Here is a 22,792-nt window from a genome sequence, read left to right on the forward strand (position 1 = left end):
CGTCATGCGACGGCTGGTATTCCTCGTTTCGATCCTGCTCGCGGGCTGCAGCACGGCCTGGCAGAAGCACAGCGCGGAACTTGATAGTGCGCTGCTGCAACACGACAGCGAGACGGCGCTGCACGAGGAGCACTGGCTGATCGATCACGCCTTCCGCGACGCGCCCCCCGAGGCGCGCGGCAAGAGCGCGGAGATGAAACGCCTGCTGACCCTGGCCGATCTGTGCGCCGAGACCGGCAACACCAACGAAGCCATTGAGACCCTGCGGCTCGCGTTACAGACCGATCCGGAGCAGCACGAGGCGATCATGCAACGCCTCGCGCGCCTGCCGCTGGCGCCCAGCGATCGGCGGCACTTCGAAGCGGAGTTTCGCTGGAATCTGAAAGCGCTGCTGCCGGGAAGCGCCATGCCCGACGACGACCAACTCCCGTGTTGGTCGTATCGCGTGCGGCAGATTCAGGTGCGGCGCACTGAAGTGCATCAGGCGCCGGAAGGCAGCGAACGGGTCATCTCCTACAACGCGCGGTCGTGGGTCTACGACGCCGACAAGAACACGTGGCACGCCGATGGCGACTGGGTGCAAGACATCGGCGCGGAAAGCGAGCGCGCGCAGGGACCGCAGCGCGCGCGCTATCGGGCCATTGTCGCAGCCGACGGCGGCTTCTTCGTCGAGGAACCCGCACCGGCGTGTCATCATCAATACTGGCGCGGCCCGTTCGATGCGGAGCGCGACCGGTTGTTCATCGCACGTCACTTGCCAGGCGCGTCGGCGCCGTAAGAAAACCGCGCGCACACTGTTTTCTCCATTGCGACCACACATACCGGCCGCTATAGTTTGTGCACGGTCGCAGATCCCCTGACGGTGCGGATGCGGAAAATTTTTGTGCTGGGGTGAGGGAGGAGCCAGGGCAGAGGCCCGGCTGTTTCGTGCGACCCGGTACATGAATAGACAGTACAAGCATCAACTGGCGCGCGCGGGGACCACCGCCAGACTCCGGCGCATGGGCATGGAAGTACAGGAAGTCCGGCGCGCCGACGGCTACGATCTGCTCGTCAACGGTGCCGTGCGCGTTGCGCTCCGCATCGCGTTTCCCGGCCGCTATGCCCACACGGTTACCGTCGCCGGCAAACGCTACGCCTACGACTACAAGAGCTGGAACTTCAACTTCCATCGGCACGGACGCTGGAGCAAACGCTACTGCGACGTATTCGTCTGCATCGCCAAGCGCCGGCGAGCCGCGGATGAGGTCTTCGTGATTCCGGCCGCCACCATCTCCGGGCCGACCTTCAGCCTGCACGGCGCCGGCAAGCCGTACCGCGGGCGTTACGCGATGTATCGAAACCGCTGGAGCATCATCGGCAGCGTCGAACCGCCGCACGAAGAGACCGAACGCCACCACGTCGCGTAGCCACCGGGCCGCATCATTGCTCCGGCCGCGCAGGCTACACGCGCCGACGGTTATCGTCGGGGTAGGGATACTCCATTTGGCGCGCGGTGGCGCGACCGACCGCATCGCCGAAGTAGCGCGTCACCACACGCAACGCCATGTCGATGCCCGCGGAGATGCCGGCGGATGTGAGGATGTGACCGTCTTCAACGACATGTTGGCCGGCTTCAACCGTGACCGACGGAAAGGACTCGCGCATCCAATCGAGCGAGCGCCAGTGCGTGGTGGCATGGCGGCCGTCGAGCAACCCGGCTTGGCCGAGCAGCATCGCGCCGGTACACACCGAGGTCAGCGTTTCGACCGCGCGGCCGCGCTCCGCAATGAACCGCAGCAGCCGCTGGTTTTTGATCTCCGCGCGCGTCCCCCAACCGCCGGGCACTACGAGAACGTCGAGCGGCGGTGCGGTCTCGATAGTATGGTCAGGTTGCACGCGCAGGCCACCGGTGGCCACCACCGTCTCGAGTGACTCCGCGATCAGCATCACTTCAAACGGCGAGTGCTCTTCACGCCGCCGTTCTTCGTCGAGACGAGTGACGGAGAACACTTCGAACGGTCCACAGAAGTCGAGGACTTCGACGTTGGGAAAGATCAGAATGCCGACACGCTTGCGGGTCATCAACGTGCTTCTGTCACGCGCCGCGAGGCGCGCTCACGGCGCATTCGCGTATCCAGAGTGGTGCACTGTGCCGCTACGGTCGCGCTTCGAGCACGAGATTGAACGGCGTGGCGGTGGCCCGGCGGAAGTGGGTGAAACCGCCCGCAGTGATCACCTCGCGCAGTCGCGCTTCTCCAGCCTGCGCGCCTAGCGCGAGACCGACTTCCTGCGCTTTCGACGCCGGCGTGCAGATGAAACACGACGCGGAGTAGAAGATACGACCCACCGGATTGAGATTGTCTTCCACGCGATCACCGGCGAACGGTTCGACGACCATCCACGTACCGTCGCGCGCCAGCGATTTGTAGACATGCGCGGCGGCCCCAACCGGATCGCCCATATCGTGCAGGCAATCGAAAAACGTCACGAAGTCGTAGGTGCCGGGATACTCCTTTGCCGCGCCGACCTCGAACGTCACGCGATCCGACACGCCCGCTGCGGCCGCGCGTTTGCGCGCCGCGTCGATTGACGCCGGATGATAGTCGAACCCGACGAACTGCGACTTGGGATACGCTTGCGCCATGATCACGGTCGACGCCCCGTGACCGCAGCCGACGTCAGCCATCCGCGCGCCCGCCTTGAGTTTGGCGTCGACGCCATCGAGTGCGGGAATCCACGAGCTGATCAAGTTGGCGGAATACCCGGCACGGAAGAATCGCTCGGTGCCATGGAACAACACCGGATCGTGCTCATGCCAGCCGACGCCGCGACCGGTGCGGAACGCGTCAGCAATGGTCGGCTCATCCTTGAACAGCGAGGTAATGATGTCGAACATCCCGAGCAGGTATGCCGCGCTGGTGTCATCAGCCAGCGCGAGGGCTTGCTCGTCGGGCAACGTGAAGCGCCCGGTTGCCGCGTCGTAGTTGACGTAGCCACTTGCGGCTTGCGCGCACAACCACTCACGCACGTAACGTTCGTCGGTGTGCGTGCGCCCGGCGAGTTCCGCAGGCGTGAGCGGTCCCGCACGCGCCATCGCCTTGTAGAGACCGAGCTTCTCGCCCAGCACTACCAGCGCCGCACTTAGTGCAGCGCCGGCATCCGTGACGAACTTCCCCATGAACGCGTCGAGCTTCGCTTGATCGACTGCCATAGCCTGTTCTCCCATAGAAGTGTCGGGCGTACTTGAACACCGGGGGAGGCGCGCTTGTCAACTCGCGCGCCGATGCTATTGGGAGAGCGCCGCGGGGCAGGTGGTGAGCGCGTAGTCGATCGCCGCGATCAATTCATCGATCGTCACATCACCGCTGTTGTCACGATCGAAACTCGAGCACTCTTCCAGCGAGACAAGGCCGAGGTCGATGTTGACGCCGGTGATCAACTCCTCCACGGTGACGTCGCCGCTGCTGTCGCAATCGCCCGTGCAAGAGACGGGGCAAGTCGATGGCGTCCACACCAGCGTGTAGCGTCCGGTACCCGGGCTGACGCAGGCGTTCACCAGCACCGTGTACGTGCCGCTGCGGGCCGGCCTCACCTCGATGGTGCCGCCGCACGAGTCATCAACCAGCGCCCCGGTCGAATCGTACACGCGCACTTCCAGCAGCCCGAGCCCGACATTTGGCGTGGTGATTGACAACGCAACGGACTCACCCGCCTGCGCGGGGAACGTGTAGGTATCGACTTCACCGGTCACCGCAAGGCTGGCTTCGCGAGTGGGTAGGGCGCAGGACAGTGGCGCGCCGCAACTGAGCGCGCCATGCCTATCGGGGTTGACGCCACTCAGCGTGACCGTGTACTCGCCCGCTTCGTCCTCGCCTTCATTTTCCACGCAGTCGTCTACTTCAAGGTGATATGTACCGGTGACTGGGATAGTCCGATCGATGCGACCGCTGCACGTGTCCACTAGCACGACGTCGTCGCCTGAGTCCTCGCCGCCGCCCGGTGGCCCGATGAGTTGCATGTGGAGGAAGCCGATCGTTCCGGAGACATCGAGTGCGTCGATCGACACCACATCGCCGGCGGCGGCGAGAAACTCGAACTCGTCTGTTTCACCCGTGGCGAGCTGCTTGCTGATCGGCACACCGCAGTCGATCGACGTCGCTTGCAGCGGGCGCGGCAACACCCACACACTCAGGGTCGCGGCCAGCACGAGCGCGGCTCGCACACTCCTCGGGGACGAGCTGCCAATTGAACGCGTGTGGTGCTTCGTCATCGTTCCGTAGTTCAGACCCTACTCGCTGGTGCTTCGCTATTCAAAGGCGCGGCGATCGATCCAGCCGCGTGTGCCGTCGGGCAACACCACCAAGTACCAGTCACCTGACTCGTCAGCGACGGTCACTTGCGCGCCGCGTTGCAGCGTCGCGATCACCGGTTGCTGCATCGCGGGTCGCGCGTGAACCTCGGCTTGCGCCGCTGCGACACGGAGGACGTTCGAGGTTTGCACCGCACGCGCTCCGTCGCGCGGCACCGGCGAACGCCAGTCACTCCGGACCACGACCAGCAACGCGACCACCGCGACCGCCACCGGCACCAACACCGGCCAGCGCAGCCACTGCGTGACGTACTCGCCAACCGCATCCAGCCAACCGCGCGCCGTAGGCTGCAGACGCGGCGCGTGCTTGACTCCCTCGACTCGCTCGCGAACGGCGGCGGGCACCGGCGCTGCGACTTCATCGGCCAGGCTGAGGCGGCGCTGCGCGGTCGTGAGCGTTTGCACGCATTGGTCACACACGCGCACGTGGCAATCGACAGTCCGTCGCTCAACGTCGGCTAGACTGCTCGTCAGATACGCGGCGAGCAGCTCGTCAGTGGGGCACGGTTCGCGGCGTGCGTCACTGGCCATCGTGGACTTCCTCGCTGCGCCAACCTTTTTCTTTGAGTTCCTGACGCAGCCGCGCGATCTGCGATCCGATGTTGCCAACAGTGGTGTGCAGCACGTCGGCGATCTCCTTGTACGGCGTCGTTACCTTCCGCCGCTTCGTCTGCACGACCAGCTTCGCCTGTTGCTTGCGGCGGCGCTCGATCTTGCGAACGACTTCACGCTGCTCCTCTTGCAAGCGGGTCGCCGCAGGTGCGTTCGGCGCGATCGCTGCGAGATCGCTGGCGATGCGTTGGCGGCGGCGTTCATAGAGATCGATCCAGGCTTGCACGGCGTCGAGCGAGTCTTCGAGATGTTTCAGTGCAGCTTCACGCTCGCGCACCCGGCCGCGCAACCCTTCGACCGCGTTCAAGACATCCGGAACGCTGCGGCCGGAGACCTCGGCGATGTAGCCGACCTCGCTGGCACCGAGATCCGAGTCCTCGACGTAGAGCAGTTTCAGCACCACGGCCTTCGCTGGCTCCACGTCGGCCAGCAAGTGGCTCAACGCGTCGCGGTTCATCGTACCATCGCTCGCGCTACTCGCATCACCCGCGGCTGGATCGGCAAGCTCGCCCAAGTCTTCAATCGAGATGCTGTCGATGTGGTGTTGGCCGCGCTTCCATTCCAACACCAGATCGTCGAGCACGAAGCCCAACAGGTAGGCCCGAAAGGGCGCACGGCCTTCGAAGGTGCGGACGCGGCGAAAGATGCGGCCCTGATCGAATGCGAACACATAGAAGTCACCGGCCTCCTCGGGCGGCGTGCGGTAGACGCGCAGCGGGTAGCCGTATATCAACTCGCCGTAGGTCTGCTGAAAACGCCGCTGCGCTTCGGGATCTCCCGTTAGGCATTGGCTAATCAGCTCCCGAACTGTCTGCGCTTCGCTGCGCGCGTCCACACCGGCTCCTCATGGCATCCCTGTTGGCCAACTGCCGCCTCTTGATCGCAGGGATGCGGCGACTCGAAACTTTATTGCATCCGTCCGCCCAGCGGTCCAGGGATGCGTCCGCGAAGACACCTACAGCAGCAAAACGCGGTGTTGCGACATCTCTATGGCTGGGGAAATCAATCGCGGACACCATCGGTGGTGGAACAATGGGTTCCCGCCGTATTATTGTCCTATGCGTATGACCGCGCGGCGGCGAAAATTGGTAGTGAGCAGCTGCGTTGTTGCGAGCGTGGTTGTCGCCTTGTGGTGGCGCGGCGTGAGCGTGCCGACGCGCGAGCGGCGAGGCGACGCGGCGCCGGTGGAGAATACGCCCGCAGCCAATCGGCCGACCTTGTGGTTGCTCGCCATCGGTGTCAGCCGATACAAGGAGGCGGACATCGCCTTGCAGTTTGCCGATGCCGATGCGCGCGCGATGGCCGCCGCGCTGGAACAGCAGGGTCGTGGCCCGATTTATCGCGAAGCGAAGACGCTAGTGCTCACCAACGAAGAGGTTACGCGCGAAAGCATTCTCGGCGGCATCGAGCGCTTCCTCGGGCAAGCCGGGCCAGATGATGTCGCCGCCATCTTTCTCGCCGGCCATGGCGCGCAAGACCGGGCCACCGGCACGTATTACTTTCTCCCCTACCCTGCCAACGGTTCCAACTTGCTCACCGACGGTTTGCGCATGTCGGACTTCGACGAGATGATCCGGGTGCTGCGCCGCAACGTGCGGCGCGTCGTGGTCATGCTCGACACCTGTCACTCCGGCGCGTTGCGTTTGGCGTCGGCGCGCGCGGTGGCGTCAGCCGACGATCTCGCCGTCCAGGTGTCGCTCGCCGAAGGGTTGTTTCTGCTCGCCGCCACCAAACCGGGCGAGGACTCGACGGAGACGCCGGAGTTGGCGCACGGCGCGTTCACCTACTCGCTCCTCCAAGGGTTGAGCGGCGATGCCGACGCCGACGGCGATGGCTTGCTGTCAGTGTCGGAACTCTTCGGCTACGTGGCCAGCCACGTCCCGCGCCTCACCGAAGGGCGCCAGCATCCGTATCACAAGAGCGAGGGCACCGATCTCGCGTTCGCCGCCGTGACACACAGCGCCGAAGCGGCGGAACCGGCTCCACCACCGTCGACCGTCCGGCCACTCAACGAGCCGGTCGCCACGCTGATCCCGAACGCCATCGCGGTGATGGAGTTCCGCAACTTGCGGCGCGACGCCGAGCACGAATGGATCGGCCAAGCGTTGCGCGCCGCGCTCGACACCGAGCTGACCAAGGTGCGCGTGTTGCGCGTGCTCTCGCCCGATCTGATCGATCGCAAACGCGCCGAGGGACTCGACGACCTGCGCACCGCGCGTCAACTCGGCATCAGCAAGCTGCTCACCGGCACGTTCGCGGTGATCGGCGAGACCATCCGCATCGACGCCAGCATCGTCGACGCCGCCAGCGGTGTCCACCAAGGTTCCGATAGCGTACAGGGTCAGATGGCGGAATTTTTTGATCTCGAGAAGAAGCTGGTGCTCAACATCTTGCGACGCTTGACCATCGACGTGTCACCGTCCGAGAAGGAATCGATAGAGGCCGAGACCAACACCACCGTTAACGCGTATCGCTTGTTGTTGCAGGCGGAAGGCCTCGCGGATGAGTCGGCTGTGCCGACACCAAAGCGAACCGCATCCGGTGCGCGCACCAAGTCGCGTGGCGCGAAGCTCGGGCCGCAGAGCCGATCGGATTCGTTCTGGGGCGTCGCCCACGCGCAAGAGCCGACGGACACTGACGCTGAAGTCCACCAGTTCCTCGAAGCCTATCGTCGTGCCCACGAGCAGAAGGATGTGGACGCGCTGGCCAAAATGTACGTGACCTTCTCCGCGCGCCAACGCGACGGGTTGCGCGCCTATCTCGACAACGCCGATCAGTTGACGGTGGCGGTGGAGGACGTGACCATCACGCCGACCGACACCGGGGTGACCGTATCGTTTACGCGGCGGGATCGCTTCATCGACAAGGCCACCGGCAAACCGGCGCGGCTGGAAGTCCACTTGACCAAGACTCTGGTCCGCGAGGACGGTGCGTGGAAAATCGCGGGCGGGCGCTGAACGCAGCGATCGGCGTAGTGTTGCTCGGCAGTTGGGTGCTCCTCGTGAGCCGCCCGGCGCAGGGCATCCCGCTCGATCAGCGCCTGCCCAGCCTCTTCGGCGGCAGTCTCAACACCAGCGTCAACCGATTCTCGGCGAACGATGCGCAGCGTGTGTTGCTCGCCGATCGCTTGCAACCGTTGTCGAGCGCGCTCGCCGTGGCGCGGTCGCAAGCGCCGATCCCGTCGGCCAGCGGCGCCTTCCGCTTCGCCTGGGATCCAGAGATCGACACCTTCGTGCGCAGCGACCAGAGTCTTGGGTCCGGCGTCGCCGAGCGCGCGCAAACGCTGGGGCGCGGCGCCGGCATCGTCAGCATGGCGTACACCCACATCGACTTCGACAGTTTCGAAGGCCAACCGCTCGACAATCTCCAATCCAACCAGCGCGCGTTCTCCGATGCGTACCTGAACCGGCTCAACCTGTCGCAATCCGAGCGCGCCAAGTTCGCCGACGATCGGCTGGAGACGCACCTCAACTTAGGTCTCACGCTCGATCAGGTCTTCCTCACCGCGGCCATCGGCCTCGCCGACTCGGTGGACATGAGCATGGCGTTGTCGATCAATCGCATCCATATGCAAGCGACCGCCGCGGCACAGATCGTCGACCCACCCAGCGGGGGGACAGGCAACGGCACGGGTCAATTCGCCACCAACCAACGCGGCGTGACCGTTGGCGGCGGCGCGGGCGTGTGCAGCACACCTTTTCACTGCGCCGGCGACGGATTTTCCGCGACCGCATGGGGCACCGGCGATTTGTTTCTGCGCGGCAAGTGGCACTTTGCCGATACACAATTCGCTGATCTCGCTGTCGCCGGCGTGCTCACGTTGCCCACCGGCAATGCCGACGACTTCCTCGGCTTCCACGATCCCACCTTCACCCCGTGGTTGATCGCCTCGAAACCGTTCGGTCGCCTCTCACCGCACCTCAATCTCGGCTACGCGTTTCGCAGTGAGGAAGACGTCAGCCAAGCGCAATGGATCGCCGGCGCCGACCTGATGGCGTTCACCTGGCTGACGCTCAACAGCGACTTCCTCGGCTTCCACGATACCAATTCCGATCAGACCAACGACAACGTGATTCAGTCGGCCGTGGGCTTCAAGCTCAACCCCTTCGGCCAATTCGTCCTCGCCGGCACCTTCCAGTTCCCGCTCAACAACGACGGCCTGCGCGCCGACGTGATCTACACCGGCCAGGTGGAGTGGACGTTCTGAGCTGCCGCGTCTCTATCCTTGTGGTGCGGTAGTCGTGCGTTCGTGCTACTCGGGTCGCCGTTTATGAATCGTCTCGCGCTCGCTGTGGGGTTGGTGGTGATGCTGTCGCTGCGCGTTGCGAGCGCCGTCTGTCTCGGCGACTGCGATCACAGCGGCACGGTGACCGTGGAGGAATTGGTGCTGGGCGTCAACATCGCGCTCGCGACCGTTCCGCTCGCTGACTGTCCAAGCTTCGATCGGGACATGGACAGCGCGGTCAGCGTCGACGAACTCATCACCGCCGTGAATACCGCTTTGTCGCAATGCCCGGCCGAACCGACGGCGACCGCGACGCCGACGCCGTCGGATACACCGACACCAACTGACACCCCCACGCCGACACCAACCGCCACCGCCACACCGACGCTGACGCCGATCAACTCGCCGCCGGTGGTCACCGCACCCGACGTCTATCGCACGTATCCGGCTTACGACGTTCGCCTGCCGATACGCGCGCGCGACCCCGAGGGCACGCCACTGCACTACACCACAAATGACTTGCCCGACGGCGCGCAGCTCGACGAACTCACCGGCGTGTTGACCTGGACGCCGCGCGCGGATCAGCTCGGGCCGTTTTATCTCGGCATCAACGTGACCGACGAGGGCGCGCCGCCGAAGTCAGCCAGCAGCACGGTGACCCTCCAAGTCTATCCGCTCGATCAGTGTACGATCCCGGTCTGCGATCCGGAGATCGGCTGCGATCACGACCTGGCTCCCTTAACGACGACGTGTTGCGGTGCCGAGCCGCCACCGCGCGTGGCGGAAGCCGACGCGGGATGTCCGCAGGGCGCGCTGCTTTCACTCGGCCGCAACCGCAAGAGCTTCGGCCGACTGCGGAACTGCGACAAGCTGCGTGTCGCCGGCGCAACACAGAACGGAGGCGACGTCCGCTTCAACCTCGAAGCGCGTTGCGTCGACTTCGGCCCGGTGGTCAACGTCGCCACGCGATTGGAAACCGCCACCGACGTGATTATTCCCGATCTCGAATCGTCGGTGTTCCTCGATCCCGATCCCGACAACGGCTACCCGCGCGGACGCGTGTCGTATCCGATCGGCGCAGTCGGTGCACCCGACGGCACCGAAGGAAATCTCATCGTAACTCTGACCGACATGAACGGTGTCAGCGTCAGTCAGCGGCTGCGACTGATTCTCACGCCGGACGATATGCTACCGGATCTGCCGGACTAGCCGATCAAGCTGTCGACCTTCTGGTGTTCGGTGGCCATGGCTGACAGGCTGGACACAAGAAGGAGCCCCTCGATATGCCGCCCTTCGATACGAAGCCTTCGGCTTCTACTCAAGGCGGCTACTCGGGGAAGCGGATGTTTTCACGTTCTCCCAATATCCGTTTGCCCGAGTAGTGAGCGAAGCGAATGTATCGAGGGCCTTCCAGCAAAGCCGCCCGACACCAAAACCCGCCGTGCCCTACGGCTGTGTGCTCAGGAAATTCGTGACGCGACGTACGCGCTGATTCGACGTGTCGGAAATCCACAACGCGCCGTCCGCGTCGAAGGTCAGCGCGGAGGGCCGATTGAGTCGCGCGTTGCGCGCATCGCCGAGATCGCCGGCGAAACCACCGATGCCGATACCGACGACGGTGGTCGCGACGCCGTTGTGGTCGATCCGCCGGATCACATTGTTGCCGGTGTCGGCAACGTACAGGTCACCATTGGGAGCGAGGCGCAGATCGTACGGCGTGTTGAAGCGCGCCGCGGTGGCTGGACCGTGGTCGCCCGAGTAGCCCATCACGCCGGTGCCGGCCACGGTCGTGATCACACCCGCCAGATCAATGCGGCGGATGACATGGCTATTGGTGTCGCAGAAATACAGATTGCCCGCGCCGTCGCGTCGCATACGAGTTGGGCTCTTGAGCGTTGCGGCCAAGGCGGCGGCGCCGTCGCCGGCGTAACCGAACGAACCCGTGCCGGCCACGGTGCGGATGGTGCCGGTGGAATCGACGTAGCGGATCACGTGCGCGTCGACATCGCTGATGTAGAAGCCGCCATCGTTGGTGGGTAGCACGGCGAACGGCGTCGTCAGCTTTGCGAGTCGAGCCGGACCGCCGTCGCCGTCGTAGCCCGGGTCCATCGTTCCAGCGACGGTGAAGACTCGATTGTCGATGCCGACGCGGAAGACGACCGGCACATGGTCGCCGGCGACATAGAGATTGCCCGCGGTGTCGAACTCGATGTCGCTAGCGTGATGCAGCGGCGTATCGATGGCGAGGGCGCCATCAGCGGGAAAATTCTCAAAGCCGGTGCCCATGATGGTTTCGATCGTGCCGTCGGTGTCGAGGCGGCGGATGCGCAGGTTGTTGAAATCGACGATCAGCGGCCGGGCGGCTCCATCGAACGTGACTTCAAGAGGAAAGTAGAATGAGGTCTGCAGCGCTGGTTTCCCATCGCCGTTGAACTGCGCCAGCCCATTGCCCGCAACCGTGCAGATGACGCCCGACACACTGCACGCCGCGGCCGGCGTTTGCGTCACCATCGGCGGCGGCGCGGGAGTCGGCGTCGGCGCGGGCGCCGCGTCGTTCTGCGCACCTTCGAGAATCCAGGTGCGAATGAGTGCGAGCTGACTGCTCGTCAGCGGCGGCCGGCCGTCGGGCATCAGGGCGCCCATTCGCGGCGCGGTGAGCTTCTCAATCACGTAGCTCGCGTCGAGATTGCCCGGCACGATGTTGCAGAGGCCGAGGCTAGTGGCTTCCGATCCCGGACCGAAACTGGTTTCGTAGGTGCGCAGATCGTAGCCGGAAGTCGGAAAGCTGCCGCCGTGGCAACTCAGACCGAGACATCCGGTCTGTGCGAACAGCGGCACGATGTCGTGCGTGTAACTCACCGTGCTCGGTCCACCACTGGTGCCGGGGGCGCATTGTCCACCAGTTAAGATATCAGTCCCGATCGCGGCCGGGCCGCCATACGCGATCATCCCTTGATTGAGCGACGTGGTGAGATCACCGCCAACCGCCCACACGCCGCCGTCAGGATCGATCCACGTGGAGTGGAAGTCGAGCGAGGTATTCAATGCGGGACGTTGCAAGCGCCAGCCCGACGGATTGCGGAACGCGACCGCACCGGTCACGCCCACGGCGACGGCGGTGCCGTCGGCGCGGAGGAATACACCGTTCATCTGCGGTGTCCCGGGAATCGCGCGATTGGCGAACGCACCGCCGATGAGTTCCTCGAGCACGCCACTGAGGAAGCCACCGCTGGCGATCACCTCCGTGGCATTGCCGTGAATGGTGAACAACGGCACGTCTTCGGCAGCCGCACCGCTGAGGTCGACGGGCACCTGCGACCAATGAATCCCGTCGAAGTGGAACACCAAGCCGAGTCGTCCGACGACGTAGAGATCGGTCTCGCTGCGGCCCCACACTTTGTACAGCGTCGGGATGCCTTGCAGGCGTGCTTTTTCGATGTTGGCATCCACCGCCCACGTCGCACCGTCGTAGAACCAGACAACGCCGCCCTGATCCGGCTCCGCGAGATCGCCGCCCACCGCCCAAATGTGGTGATCATCCGAACCCCAAACACCGAAGAGCGTCTCGGTGCCCGGAGTGGTCTGGCGCGTGAATGTGCCGGTGGCCGGCTCGTAGCGCAGAATCACGCCGTTCTCGCCGGCGAGGTAGAAAGCGCCCGTGCCGTGCTCATCAATGATGGGCGTGACACTGATCCACCACAGCGTGCCGGTGCTCACGCCGGTATTGAGTCGTCGCCAGAACTGGCCGTTGTAGTGGAGTACGGTCGGCCCCATGTCGTCGTGGCCATCAGCGCCGACCGCGTACACATCGTTCGCCGCCGTGCCGGTGATTGACAACAGCGCGGCGGGCAGTTCGGTGAGTATCGGTTGCACCCGGGCGACCGGGAATGGAATCGGCGTCGCCGTCGGCAGCGGCCCAGTTGGTGTCGGAGTCGCCGTGGGCGGCGTGCCGGTTACGGTCGCCGTCGGCGGCGTGCCGACTTCCGTCGGCGTTGAGTTGGGAGTGTCGACCGTACACATGTAATCGCGCGCCAGGCAGTCCGCCACGCGATGGCAACCGATGCAGGTGTCCTTAGTGTCGAAGATGACCGCGCGCTCCTTCGACACGCGCTGCCAGTGCCAATCGGCGTCGTCCGGATCGAAGCCCGGCGCCTCTTTGCGCATCACGCGCCATTGCACCAGCTTGCTGTCGTCGTTGCAGTCCGTACCGCTGAACTCTTCCTTGACGACGACGCTGCCGAGCGGGAGCGGATTGGCGTTGTCGAGATACGGCTGCGTCGCCACTGCGTTGGTGTAGACGCGAATGCTGACGCCACCGTGCGCCGCGCTGAAGCGGCAGTCGCGCACGAGCGCGAAGTTGGCGCGATAGTCGGCGGGGAAGATCGGCGACGGGCCGCCGCCGCGGCTGACCTTGCGGATGCGGCCGTTGAATGTGTCGGAGATGTAGAGATCGCCGAACTTGTCGAAGGCGACGCCGAACGGACGCCACAAGGCCGCGGCGCTCGCCGGACCGCCGTCGCCGCTGTACGTAGCTTCGCCGGTGCCGGCGATCGTGCTGATCATCCCTGTAGTCGTCAGATCGATCATGCGAACGCGATTGTTGTTGGTGTCGGCGAAATAGAGATTGCCATCTGGACCAATCTCCAAGTCCTCGGGTTGGTTCAGTTGCGCGTTGATCCCGGCGATCCCGTCGCCGTTGTAGCCGGGCATGCCCGTGCCCGCGATCGTGGTCACGGTCGCGGTTTTGAAATCCGCGCTCTGGAAGTCGACGCGACGGATGCGATGGTTGAGCGTATCGCTGAAATACAACGCGCCATTCGGCGCGAACGCCAGACTCCCCGACGGCTCTGGGTTTGGCCCGGCGGGGAACTTCACCTGCGTCTGGAGTGCCGCACCGTCGCCGTTGAACCCGGCCACGCCGGTCCCGACCACGGTGGTGATGACGCCGTCCCCCTGCTTGGTGGCGAAGTCGTAGATCACCCGGATGCGCTGGTTGCGCTGATCGATGACGAAGAGGTTGCCGTGCTGATCGAAGGTGGAGTGCGGCGGTTGATTGAGCAGCGCGCTCTTCGCCGGTCCGTCGTCGCCGGTGAATCCGAAGCCGCGGCCGACCTGCACCCTGACCCGATTGGTCTGCCGGTTGAGCACGCGGATCTTGTGATTGTGCCACGACATCACCACCAGATCGCCGTTGGGGAACTCCTGCAGATCCACCGGGTGATTGAGGTTCACGGTGAGTGGTGGCGCGCCGGGATCGGTGAGGTCGCTCAAATCCGGCGGACCGTCGCCGACGAAGTCGGAGCCCATGACGGTCGTGAAGGTGTCGTCGGCGAGGATTTCGCGAACCTTGTGGTTGTTCCAGTCGACCACGTAGCGGTGTCCGCGTGGCGTAAACTCGATGTCGAAGGGCCAGTACAGCGTCGTCTGCAAGCGATCGAGCCCGTCGCCATTGAAGCCCAACTCGCCGGTGCCGGTATACGTGCAGATGCTACCGACCACATCGGTACACGGAATGATCGTCACCTGGGTGTTGTCGCCGCCGCCGTTGGGATCGTAGTCCGCCGGCAACGTCGGGGTGATGCGACGGACGCGATGATTATGGGTGTCGGCCACGTAGACGACGCCGTCGGGGCCCACGGTGATGCCGTACGGTCGATCGAGCTTGGCCTGGATCGCCGGCCCGCCGTCACCGCCAAACCCGCCGTCGCCGGTGCCGGCGAAGGTCGAGATGATCCCAGCGGGCGTCACCATCCGCACCACGCTGTTCATGGTGTCAGCGATGTAGAGCGTGCCGTCGTCAGCGACAGCGACGTCGCTCGGAGTGTTCAGCTTCGCCACCGTCGCCGGGCCGCCGTCGCCGCTGTACCCCGCGGTGCCGGTGCCGGCGACGGTGCTGATCATCCCGTTCTCGTCGATCATGCGGATGCAGTGGTTGCCGGTGTCCGCGATGATGATGCGGTTGCGACTGTCGAGCACGATACGCCCTGCCGGCGCCGCCGATTGGCCCTTCGGCGAATTCAGTTGCGCGGCGCTCGCCAGATCGCCGTCGCCGAAGTAGCCGGCGGCGCCGGTGCCGGCGATCGTGGTGATCGTGCCGGCGGTGTCGAGCATGCGAATGCGGAAGTTCGCCTGATCCGAGATGAGGATGTTGCCGTTAGGATAGACCGCCACGGAACTCGGCAGATCGAGCTTCGCCTGATTTCCGGGCCCGCCATCGCCGCCGAACGCGCGCGCGCCGGTGCCGGCCAGGTTGGTGACCAGGCCGGTGGTGAAGTCGAGTCGCTTCACCTCGCTGTTGTGCCAGGCGGCGATGACCATGCGTCCCTGCGGGTCGAAGGCGACGTTGGTCGGGTGGTTGAAGTTCACGTCGAGCGCCGGCCCGTCTTGTGCGTCGCCCAACTCGCCGCTACCGGCCACGGTTTCGATCAGCCTGTTCACCACGCGGCGAATGCGGTGATTGTTCCAGTCCAGAATGTAGAGGTTGCCGTCCGGCCCAACCGTCACGTCCTGCGGCAGGTAGAGATCGGTGTTGATGCCCGGCAGGCCGTCGCCGTTGAGGCCGGCGAGGCCGGTGCCGACCAACGTGGTGATGAACGGCCCGCTGACCGTTGCGGTCGGGCTCGCCGTGGTCGTGTCGGTCGCGGTCGCTGTCGATGTTGGGGTGTCAGTCGCGGTGGCAGTCGGTGTATCGGTTGCGGTCGCGGTGGCGGTTGGCGTGTCAGTATTCGTGGCGGTCGGCGTCGCCGTGCTGGTCGAGGTGGTCGTGCCCGTCGCGGTGGCGGTGTTGGTGTGTGTCGCCGTGACGCTGGCGGTGGCGGATGACGTCGGCGTCGTCGTGGTCGTCGCGATCGACGTCGCGGTCGGTGTCGCGAGGAGCGTGCGGGTAAGCGTCGCAACCACAGTAGCGGTAGCCGTCGCCGTCGAGGGTGGCCGGTTGTCGTTGTCGGAGTCGCAACCCACCAACGAAGCAGTGATCAGCAGACCAACCAGCACACCACCGGCACCGCGCCACCAACGATAGCCCAGGTTCATGGTTCGTCGTTTCCGATCAGATTGTGCGAGAAGAAGTCAGAGTTGAGATACGAGGGCGCACGGAAGCTGTTGCGATGCGCCATAGCGGTGAACGGTACGGAAACGATAGGCCTAGGTCAACTCTGAAGTGACAGGTCGCTGGTTCACGGTGACGACGATGCGCCGTCCGGCGTCACGACACGGTTGACCATGCGCGCGATGATCGCGCGAGCATCGCGGCGCGTGATGACGCCGTCGCCATCAGCATCGACCCCGGGAGCACCGGCGTACGTACCGCGGCTCACGTCGTCTGCGCGGACCCCGTCACCGTCGCTCAACTCGCGGACTAGCGCCACGAGGTCTGCGGCATTGATGCGACCATCACCGTTGCCATCGCCGCGACGCACGCTCGCTTGTGGAGTCGAGTTCGTCAACCGACACGCCGTGACGCCAGCCACAAAGCAATCGGGCCGACCGTCGCCGTCGAAGTCGCCGCTACCGATCGTGCTGGGACGCACGGCGGCAAGCGGCGCGGGGCCGGTTTGCAGAAAGCCGTGGCCGGCGTTGACCAGCACCGTCACGCTGTCTCCGGTTTGATCCGCGATCAAGAGATCGGGCGCACCGTCGCCATTGAGATCGCGGGCAATCAGTGCGCTCGGCAACGCGCCTACACTTCGAGGCGAACCGACGGTGAAGTGACCCGTGCCATCATTGGTGAGCACACGGAGACCGGACTGACCGCTCGTCAGCACAACGAGATCATCGTCGCCGTCAACGTCGATATCGGTCACCACCAACGCGCCTGGGCTCGCGCCGAGCTCGATCGGTTGGCGCGCCACAAATGAGTTGTTGCCGGTACCACTAAACAGCGCCACGCGACCATTGCTCAGATCGCCAACGGCAATGTCGGATCGGCCGTCGCCGTCGAAATCCCCGACGACGAGCGCCGAGGGGCGCCCGCTCAATTGCATCGGCGCCAGCGCAACAAAAGTTCGATCGCCGTTGTTGCGGACCACCGCGAGTTGCGGCGGCGTACCCGGCTCCGTCACAACCAAATCCAGATCTCCATCGAGATCAAAATCACCGACCGCAAGTGCGCTCGCTACCGCCCCGAGCGCGAGATGACCGGGTGCTTCAAACCCGCCACCGGTGCCGAACAGAATCGACACGTCGGGCGTGGTATTCGCGCTCACCAGATCGAGATGATCGTCGCCATCGAAATCAGCCGCCGCGAGCGCGCCGGGAGTCGAGTCCGTCGCCATGAATTCCGACGCCCGTGGCTGACCGCTGGCTCCGAAGAAGAACGTCACGCCGTTTTTTTCTGGCGACGAGACGACGGCATCAGCCAAGGCGTCCTCGTTGAAATCACCGATCACCATCGCCGCACTGGCGCGCGGAGCCGGCAACTGTTCGATAGCCGCGAAGTTGCCGTGACCATCGCCAGGGAGCACGGCAAAACTGGGAAAATCGCCACCGCCCGGGCCGCTGTTGGCGCTGAGCAGGTCAGGCACACCGTCGCCAGTGAGATCGAACGCCGCAACCGCGACCGGGCTGACGTCGCTGATGAATCCGCGCGGCAGATCAAACGTTCCGTCCCCAACTCCCAGCAACACGCTCACGCTCTGCGCGCGGCGATTGGCGGTCACGACGTCCAAATGGTTATCGCCGTTGACATCGGCCAGGGTGAGATCGTCGAGCACGCTGCCGCCAGTCGGAAACAGCACCGCGGTCTCAAAGGTCCCATCGCCGCGGCCGCGCAGCACTCCCACGGTGTCATCGCCAGTGTTACCTACAATCAGATCCATGATGCCGTCTTCGTCGGCATCACCGAGCTGCAACGGCCCGCTACCTGCGCTCACCGGGTAGCGGACGGGGTTTGCGAAACTGCCGTGCCCCTGGTTGAGCAGAATCGAAACCGTGCCCGGGTCGTTGCTCGATACCGCGATGTCGTTGGCCGTATCGCCGTTGAAGTCGGCGATGATCACGGCGGTGCTCCCGCGATCGAGATCAATTACCTGTGGCGCATCAAATGTCGCGTCAGCGTGGCCGTGTAAGAAACTGATTCGCCCACCGGCCTCGTCGGACAGCGCCACCGCCAGATCGGCAACGCCATCTCCATCGAGATCGCCTACCGCCAGCCCGAGCGGGTCGTGCCCTGAATTGATCCGGACCGGGTCGCTCACCGAACCATCGCCGTTACCGTGCAGGAACCACAGGTGCTCCGACTCTTCCTCGCTGAGGATGATGTCCGGAATCGTGTCGCCATCAAGATCGACGATGACGATGCCATGCCCGGTGCCGCCAGCGGGAAAGTCACCCATGCTGATGAGCCCACCCGCGGGTGAGCCCAGAAACACACTGATCGTGCGATCGAGGATATTGACGACTACCACGTCGAGGGCGCGGTCGTTGTTGAGATCGCCGACCGCCATCGTAGAGGGCTCGGCATTGAGCGGCTGCGTCAATGCCGAGCGGAAGCTCACCTCTGCCGCGAGAGCAGGTACGGTCGACAACAGGACCATCGCCACGGTTGTCGCTACGCGCCAGCTTGAATGCCTGCGCGGCATCACTGACTCCCTCGTCCAAAGATTCGATGCGTCGTCGCAATCGTGTCCTGAGTATTCACGAGACCGTCACCGTTGGCATCGAGATCGGCGCGATTGGTCTTCTCGACGCGGACGCCGCGCGCAATCCCTTCGATACTCGCCAGGGCCACCATGTCGGCGGCTCCGAGACGCCCGTCACCATTGCCATCGCCGCGGCGCACGCCGCTGTTGATCAGATTCGTTGCCACCGCCGGATGGGTCCCGCTCGCCGCGACATCATAGTCGCCATCGCCGTCAAAATCGGCCGCCGCGACGCCGAGCGGGCCAGGCGACACGCGGATGCTCGTGGCATCGCTGAAGCTTCCGTCGCCATGACTCAACCACACCAAGACCGCGTGGCTGTCCTTATCGCTTACGAGCAAATCCGCGCGCTGATCTCCGTTGACGTCGCGGGCCGCGACACCAGTGAGCGTCATGCCGGCTTGCAGCAGCACCCCTGGAGCGAACGCGCCCTGTCCATCGCCGAGCAACAGCCGCAGACTCCCGCCGGCGAGGACGACGGCGAGATCGTCGCGTCCGTCATCATTGGCATCCAGCACGGTGACGGCTACCGGTTGATCGCCGACCTGCACGGCGGTCATCGGTGCCAAACCGGCGCCGCGCTGGCCGAGCAGGATCGACACGCTGCCGGTTCCACTGTTGATCACCGCGAGATCATCAACGCCGTCATGGTTGAAGTCGGCGCTTATCAACGCGGTCGGGTTCATCTGAACCGCGGTCGTCGCAAAGGCATCGAAGGTTCCGTCGCCGCGGCCGCGCAGAACAGCGATACGGTTCGCGCTGGGCTGCGAAACCGCGAGATCGAGTACACCGTCGCCGTCGAAGTCGCCCGCAGTGACTGCGGCCGGCGTGATCCCGCCGATGTTGATTGACACCGCGTCGGCAAACAGACCTCGGTGGTTGAGCAGGAGCGACAGATCCTTGCTGCTGTCATTCGCCGTCACTGCGTCCGGCCACCCATCGTTGTTGATATCGGCAACGATCACATTGATCGGGCGCCCGTGTGGATCAAGCGCAATCGGCGCGGCAAAACCGCCGCTGGGGCGGGCGAGGTACAAACCCACGACGCGCGCAACGCCGTGAGTCACCGCCACGTCCGCCAGCCCGTCGTTGTCCACGTCGGCAACGGCGACGGCACCGGCATCCGTGGTAGACGGCAGTTGCTCGACCGCCTCGAGTGTCTCACCGTGGCTGAGCAAGATGCTGGCGGTCGGTTTCGCTACGCCGTCATTGACCGTCACGACATCAGGCAGACCATCTTCGTCGAGATCCGCGACCACCAAGCGCACGGGCGTCGCATCCGCGATGAAGTGCCGCACCGACGGAAAGCCACCATGCCCGTCACCGATGAACAGACTGACGCTGCTACTCTTGCTGTTCGACACCACGGCGTCGAGATGGCCGTCGCCGTTCATGTCGGCGAGCGCGATTCCGAACGGCGCGTGGCCGACGGCGAAAAACTGCGGCGAGCCCAGGTTCCCGTCACCGAGCCCCAGCGACAAGCTCATCGAGTCTTCCGTCGCATTGGCGACGATCACGTCGGGGTTGCCATCTTCGTCCACATCGCCCGCGTCGATGGCGGCCGGGCCGTTGCCGGCCGGCGAGTCAATCTTCGGTGCGAGTGAACCATCGCTGCGTCCGAGCAAAACCGAGACGCTGCGACTGGCGCCGTTCGCGGCGGCCGCATCGAGCAACCGATCGCCGTTGAAATCGGCGATCGCCACGGCGAGACTGCCGCCGGAGGTGCGGGCGCCGACCGGCGGAGCGAACGTCCCGTCACCATTGCCATAGATCACGTTCACGCGGCCGCCGAGTTCTGATGACAGAGTCTGTACCGCATCGAGCTTGCCGTCGCCGTTGAAGTCGACGGCGACAACGGCTGATGGATCGTGTCCGGACGCAACGGCACGCGGCGCATCAAACGATCCATCGCCGCGGCCGCGCAAGAACCACATACTGTCGGACTCTCGCTGCGTCAGGATGAGATCCGGATTAACGTCGCCGTCAAACAAGCCGGCAGCAACACCAAGCGGCTGACCGCCGCTGAGGAAGTCGCCAAGTTTGGTCAACGCGCCCGTGCCATCACCGAGTAACACCGTCGCCGAGTTGGTGCTGAAGTTCGCGATCGCGATGTCGCTGTGGTGATCGTTGTTGAGATCCGCAGCGGTGACGGCCGCGGGGAGACCGCCGATGAGCACGTTCGTTGCGGTGCGAAAACTCGCCGGCGGAACCTCGGTCGCTAGTGCGCTAACAGTCCCGACGAGGCTCAACGCCCCAACCAGGGCAGTCAATGCGGACGCGACTCGACGGATCAATCGTACACGGGAAACCGGCGCGGCCCCGCGACATCGACGGGCAACCCACTCGGAACTGTTTTGGGAGCGAGCGATGCCGTATCCTTCATCAGCGGGTCCGTCAGACTCTTGAGGAACTCGACGAGGTCGGCGATCTGCGCCTCGGTGAGATCGATGCGTTGTTGACCCGCACCTCGCCCAAGCACCACCGGATTGCGGCGATCGAACACGGGGCCCATCGGCTTCAAGCCGTCGGCCGCCTGCATATCCGGCTCGATCTGCGTGATGTTGTAGTTGGCGTACGCCGCCTCGGGATCCGCGTGATGGCGAATCGCGTCCTCGAGCGTGGTGTACGCTCCGTTGTGCATGTACGGCGAGCTGAGAGCGACACCACGAAGCGGCGGAGTGCGGAACTTGAAGCGGTCGTTGCTGCTCGCGTTGATTTCTTCGAGACCGAAATCCCACGTTCGCAGACCGCGGTAGGCCGGGTCGCTGAGGTCGGACTGCGCGGTGCCGGGTCCAACTTGTGGTACGCCGATGTTGTAGTTGTCGAAATCGCTGAAGAGATCGCCCGCGTGACACGTCGAGCACTTGCCGGTCGTCAGAAAGGTCAGTGCCCCGCGCTTGGCCGCCGCGCTGATGGCGTGGTCGTCACCCTTCAGAAAATGGTCCCACGGCGCATCGGTGAACACCAGCGTTTCCATGAAGTGTCCGGCCGCATCGGCGATCGCGAGGTAGGGAATGTCGTCCCCAGCTCGAACCTGCGGATCGCCGGGAAAGATCTGGGTGCCGGGCGCGTACGCCTCTTCGAACAGCGGCCGATACCCGGCCAGATCGCTGATGCGATTGGCGATACCAAGGCGGACCTCTGGGTTGCGCTCGTCGGGATCCTCGAACGGTTGACCGGTGTGCGGGAAGTCACCGGTCATCTCGACAGCCTCGGTGACCGGAATGTGGGCTTGCCCCGTCAGCAGCGAGCGCACGTTCAAGCGCTTCTCTGGGGCCGGGAACTGGAATCCGAGTGACGCATCGAGTTTGTTGACGTCGGTGCCGCTCTCGTCGACGAAACGGAACCGCCCGTTCCACATCAAGCCGGGAAAGAGCGCGTTGTTGATCAGCAGCGGCGAGTTGCGGCTGTTGAGCGGTGACTTGCGATCCGGTCCAACGACGTTCCCGTCTTGCCCCGGCGTCGGGGCATCGTGGCAGGTGATCTGCGTGGCCGTCGCGTTGAGGTCGCAAAAGGTACCGCGGGCGATGTTGCGGGCATCGGAGAACTGGAAGGCGGCGTGATGACAGGTACCGCAGCTGGTGTGCTGCACGCCGCTCATGGCGTGATCGAAGAACAAGTTGCGCCCGAGTTCGACGCGCAACTGGATAATCTCTTGCTGCGACGTCGTCAGAGCTGGCTGCTTCAGCGTCGGATTGCCCTTGAGCCCTTGAACCTCCGCAGCGTTTCGCACCTGCTGATTTGTGTCGGGCGAACTCGACCCCCCGCAGCCCATCATCGCTGCACTCAACACTGGCGCGATTCCTATTGCGAGAATCGCTACAACTCGACGCATCCTGCCTACCTCCGGTTCGACTCTCGGCGCACAGAACCACGTGCTTGCCCATTGGTCAAGTCACTTGTCAGCGACAATCATGCCGCCATCCAGAACGGCCGAAGACGATCGCCGTACAACTAGATGGCGGG

General features: G+C 64.5%; 14 protein-coding genes. 5 read left to right on the top strand and 9 right to left on the bottom strand.

Features of this window, described 5'->3' with window-relative positions:
* The first annotated feature begins 4 nt into the window (after nucleotides 1–4).
* Together HYR72_09515 and HYR72_09520 are read left to right on the top strand one after the other, a co-directional pair.
* Nucleotides 5–778, top strand: a complete 774-nt coding sequence (locus tag HYR72_09515; GenBank protein ID MBI1815202.1) for a hypothetical protein — start codon at nucleotides 5–7, stop codon at nucleotides 776–778.
* 163 nt (nucleotides 779–941) lie between these two features.
* Complete coding sequence (locus tag HYR72_09520; protein ID MBI1815203.1) at nucleotides 942–1,409, top strand: hypothetical protein; 468 nt, start codon at nucleotides 942–944, stop codon at nucleotides 1,407–1,409.
* Nucleotides 1,410–1,443: 34 nt separating this feature from the next.
* Here the strand turns inward: HYR72_09520 and HYR72_09525 are convergent, their stop codons facing one another.
* The 5 genes from HYR72_09525 to HYR72_09545 form a co-directional block, all read right to left on the bottom strand.
* Nucleotides 1,444–2,064, bottom strand: coding sequence for a DJ-1/PfpI family protein (locus HYR72_09525; GenBank protein MBI1815204.1), 621 nt, complete (start codon nucleotides 2,062–2,064; stop codon nucleotides 1,444–1,446).
* A 73-nt stretch (nucleotides 2,065–2,137) separates the two neighbouring features.
* Nucleotides 2,138–3,193, bottom strand: a complete 1,056-nt coding sequence (locus HYR72_09530; GenBank protein MBI1815205.1) for a class I SAM-dependent methyltransferase — start codon at nucleotides 3,191–3,193, stop codon at nucleotides 2,138–2,140.
* Nucleotides 3,194–3,268: 75 nt separating this feature from the next.
* Nucleotides 3,269–4,204 (bottom strand): hypothetical protein, encoded by a 936-nt coding sequence (locus HYR72_09535; protein MBI1815206.1) that lies wholly within the window; start codon nucleotides 4,202–4,204, stop codon nucleotides 3,269–3,271.
* An 84-nt stretch (nucleotides 4,205–4,288) separates the two neighbouring features.
* A complete protein-coding gene (locus HYR72_09540) occupies nucleotides 4,289–4,882 on the bottom strand; it encodes an SH3 domain-containing protein (GenBank protein ID MBI1815207.1) in 594 nt (197 codons plus the stop codon).
* On the bottom strand, nucleotides 4,872–5,798 hold the full coding sequence (locus HYR72_09545; protein MBI1815208.1) for a hypothetical protein: 927 nt from the start codon (nucleotides 5,796–5,798) through the stop codon (nucleotides 4,872–4,874). Before HYR72_09545 ends, HYR72_09540 begins: the two co-directional genes overlap by 11 nt.
* A 223-nt stretch (nucleotides 5,799–6,021) precedes the next feature.
* On the opposite strand from HYR72_09545, the gene HYR72_09550 reads away from it, so the two are divergent.
* The 3 genes from HYR72_09550 (at nucleotide 6,022) to HYR72_09560 (ending at nucleotide 10,397) form a co-directional block, all read left to right on the top strand.
* Nucleotides 6,022–7,920, top strand: a complete 1,899-nt coding sequence (locus HYR72_09550; protein MBI1815209.1) for a caspase family protein — start codon at nucleotides 6,022–6,024, stop codon at nucleotides 7,918–7,920.
* Nucleotides 7,896–9,170 (top strand): hypothetical protein, encoded by a 1,275-nt coding sequence (locus HYR72_09555; protein ID MBI1815210.1) that lies wholly within the window; start codon nucleotides 7,896–7,898, stop codon nucleotides 9,168–9,170. Before HYR72_09550 ends, HYR72_09555 begins: the two co-directional genes overlap by 25 nt.
* A gap of 63 nt (nucleotides 9,171–9,233) precedes the next feature.
* Entirely contained in the window at nucleotides 9,234–10,397 is a 1,164-nt protein-coding gene (locus tag HYR72_09560) for a hypothetical protein (protein MBI1815211.1), read from the top strand.
* A gap of 237 nt (nucleotides 10,398–10,634) precedes the next feature.
* Here HYR72_09560 and HYR72_09565 read toward each other — a convergent pair whose 3' ends face one another.
* The 4 genes from HYR72_09565 to HYR72_09580 all read right to left on the bottom strand — a co-directional run bounded on the left by HYR72_09565 (nucleotide 10,635) and on the right by HYR72_09580 (nucleotide 22,559).
* Nucleotides 10,635–16,220 (bottom strand): cytochrome P460 family protein, encoded by a 5,586-nt coding sequence (locus HYR72_09565; protein ID MBI1815212.1) that lies wholly within the window; start codon nucleotides 16,218–16,220, stop codon nucleotides 10,635–10,637.
* Nucleotides 16,221–16,363: 143 nt separating this feature from the next.
* On the bottom strand, nucleotides 16,364–18,766 hold the full coding sequence (locus HYR72_09570; GenBank protein MBI1815213.1) for a VCBS repeat-containing protein: 2,403 nt from the start codon (nucleotides 18,764–18,766) through the stop codon (nucleotides 16,364–16,366).
* Nucleotides 18,766–21,096, bottom strand: a complete 2,331-nt coding sequence (locus HYR72_09575) for a VCBS repeat-containing protein (protein ID MBI1815214.1) — start codon at nucleotides 21,094–21,096, stop codon at nucleotides 18,766–18,768. Before HYR72_09575 ends, HYR72_09570 begins: the two co-directional genes overlap by 1 nt.
* 20 nt (nucleotides 21,097–21,116) lie before the next feature.
* Nucleotides 21,117–22,559 carry a hypothetical protein gene (locus HYR72_09580; protein MBI1815215.1) on the bottom strand — a complete coding sequence of 481 codons (1,443 nt, stop codon included), beginning with the start codon at nucleotides 22,557–22,559 and terminating at the stop codon, nucleotides 21,117–21,119.
* Nucleotides 22,560–22,792: the final 233 nt, after the last annotated feature.

It is taken from the genome of Deltaproteobacteria bacterium (assembly GCA_016178705.1).
GTDB lineage: Bacteria > Desulfobacterota > Binatia > HRBIN30 > JACQVA1 > JACOST01.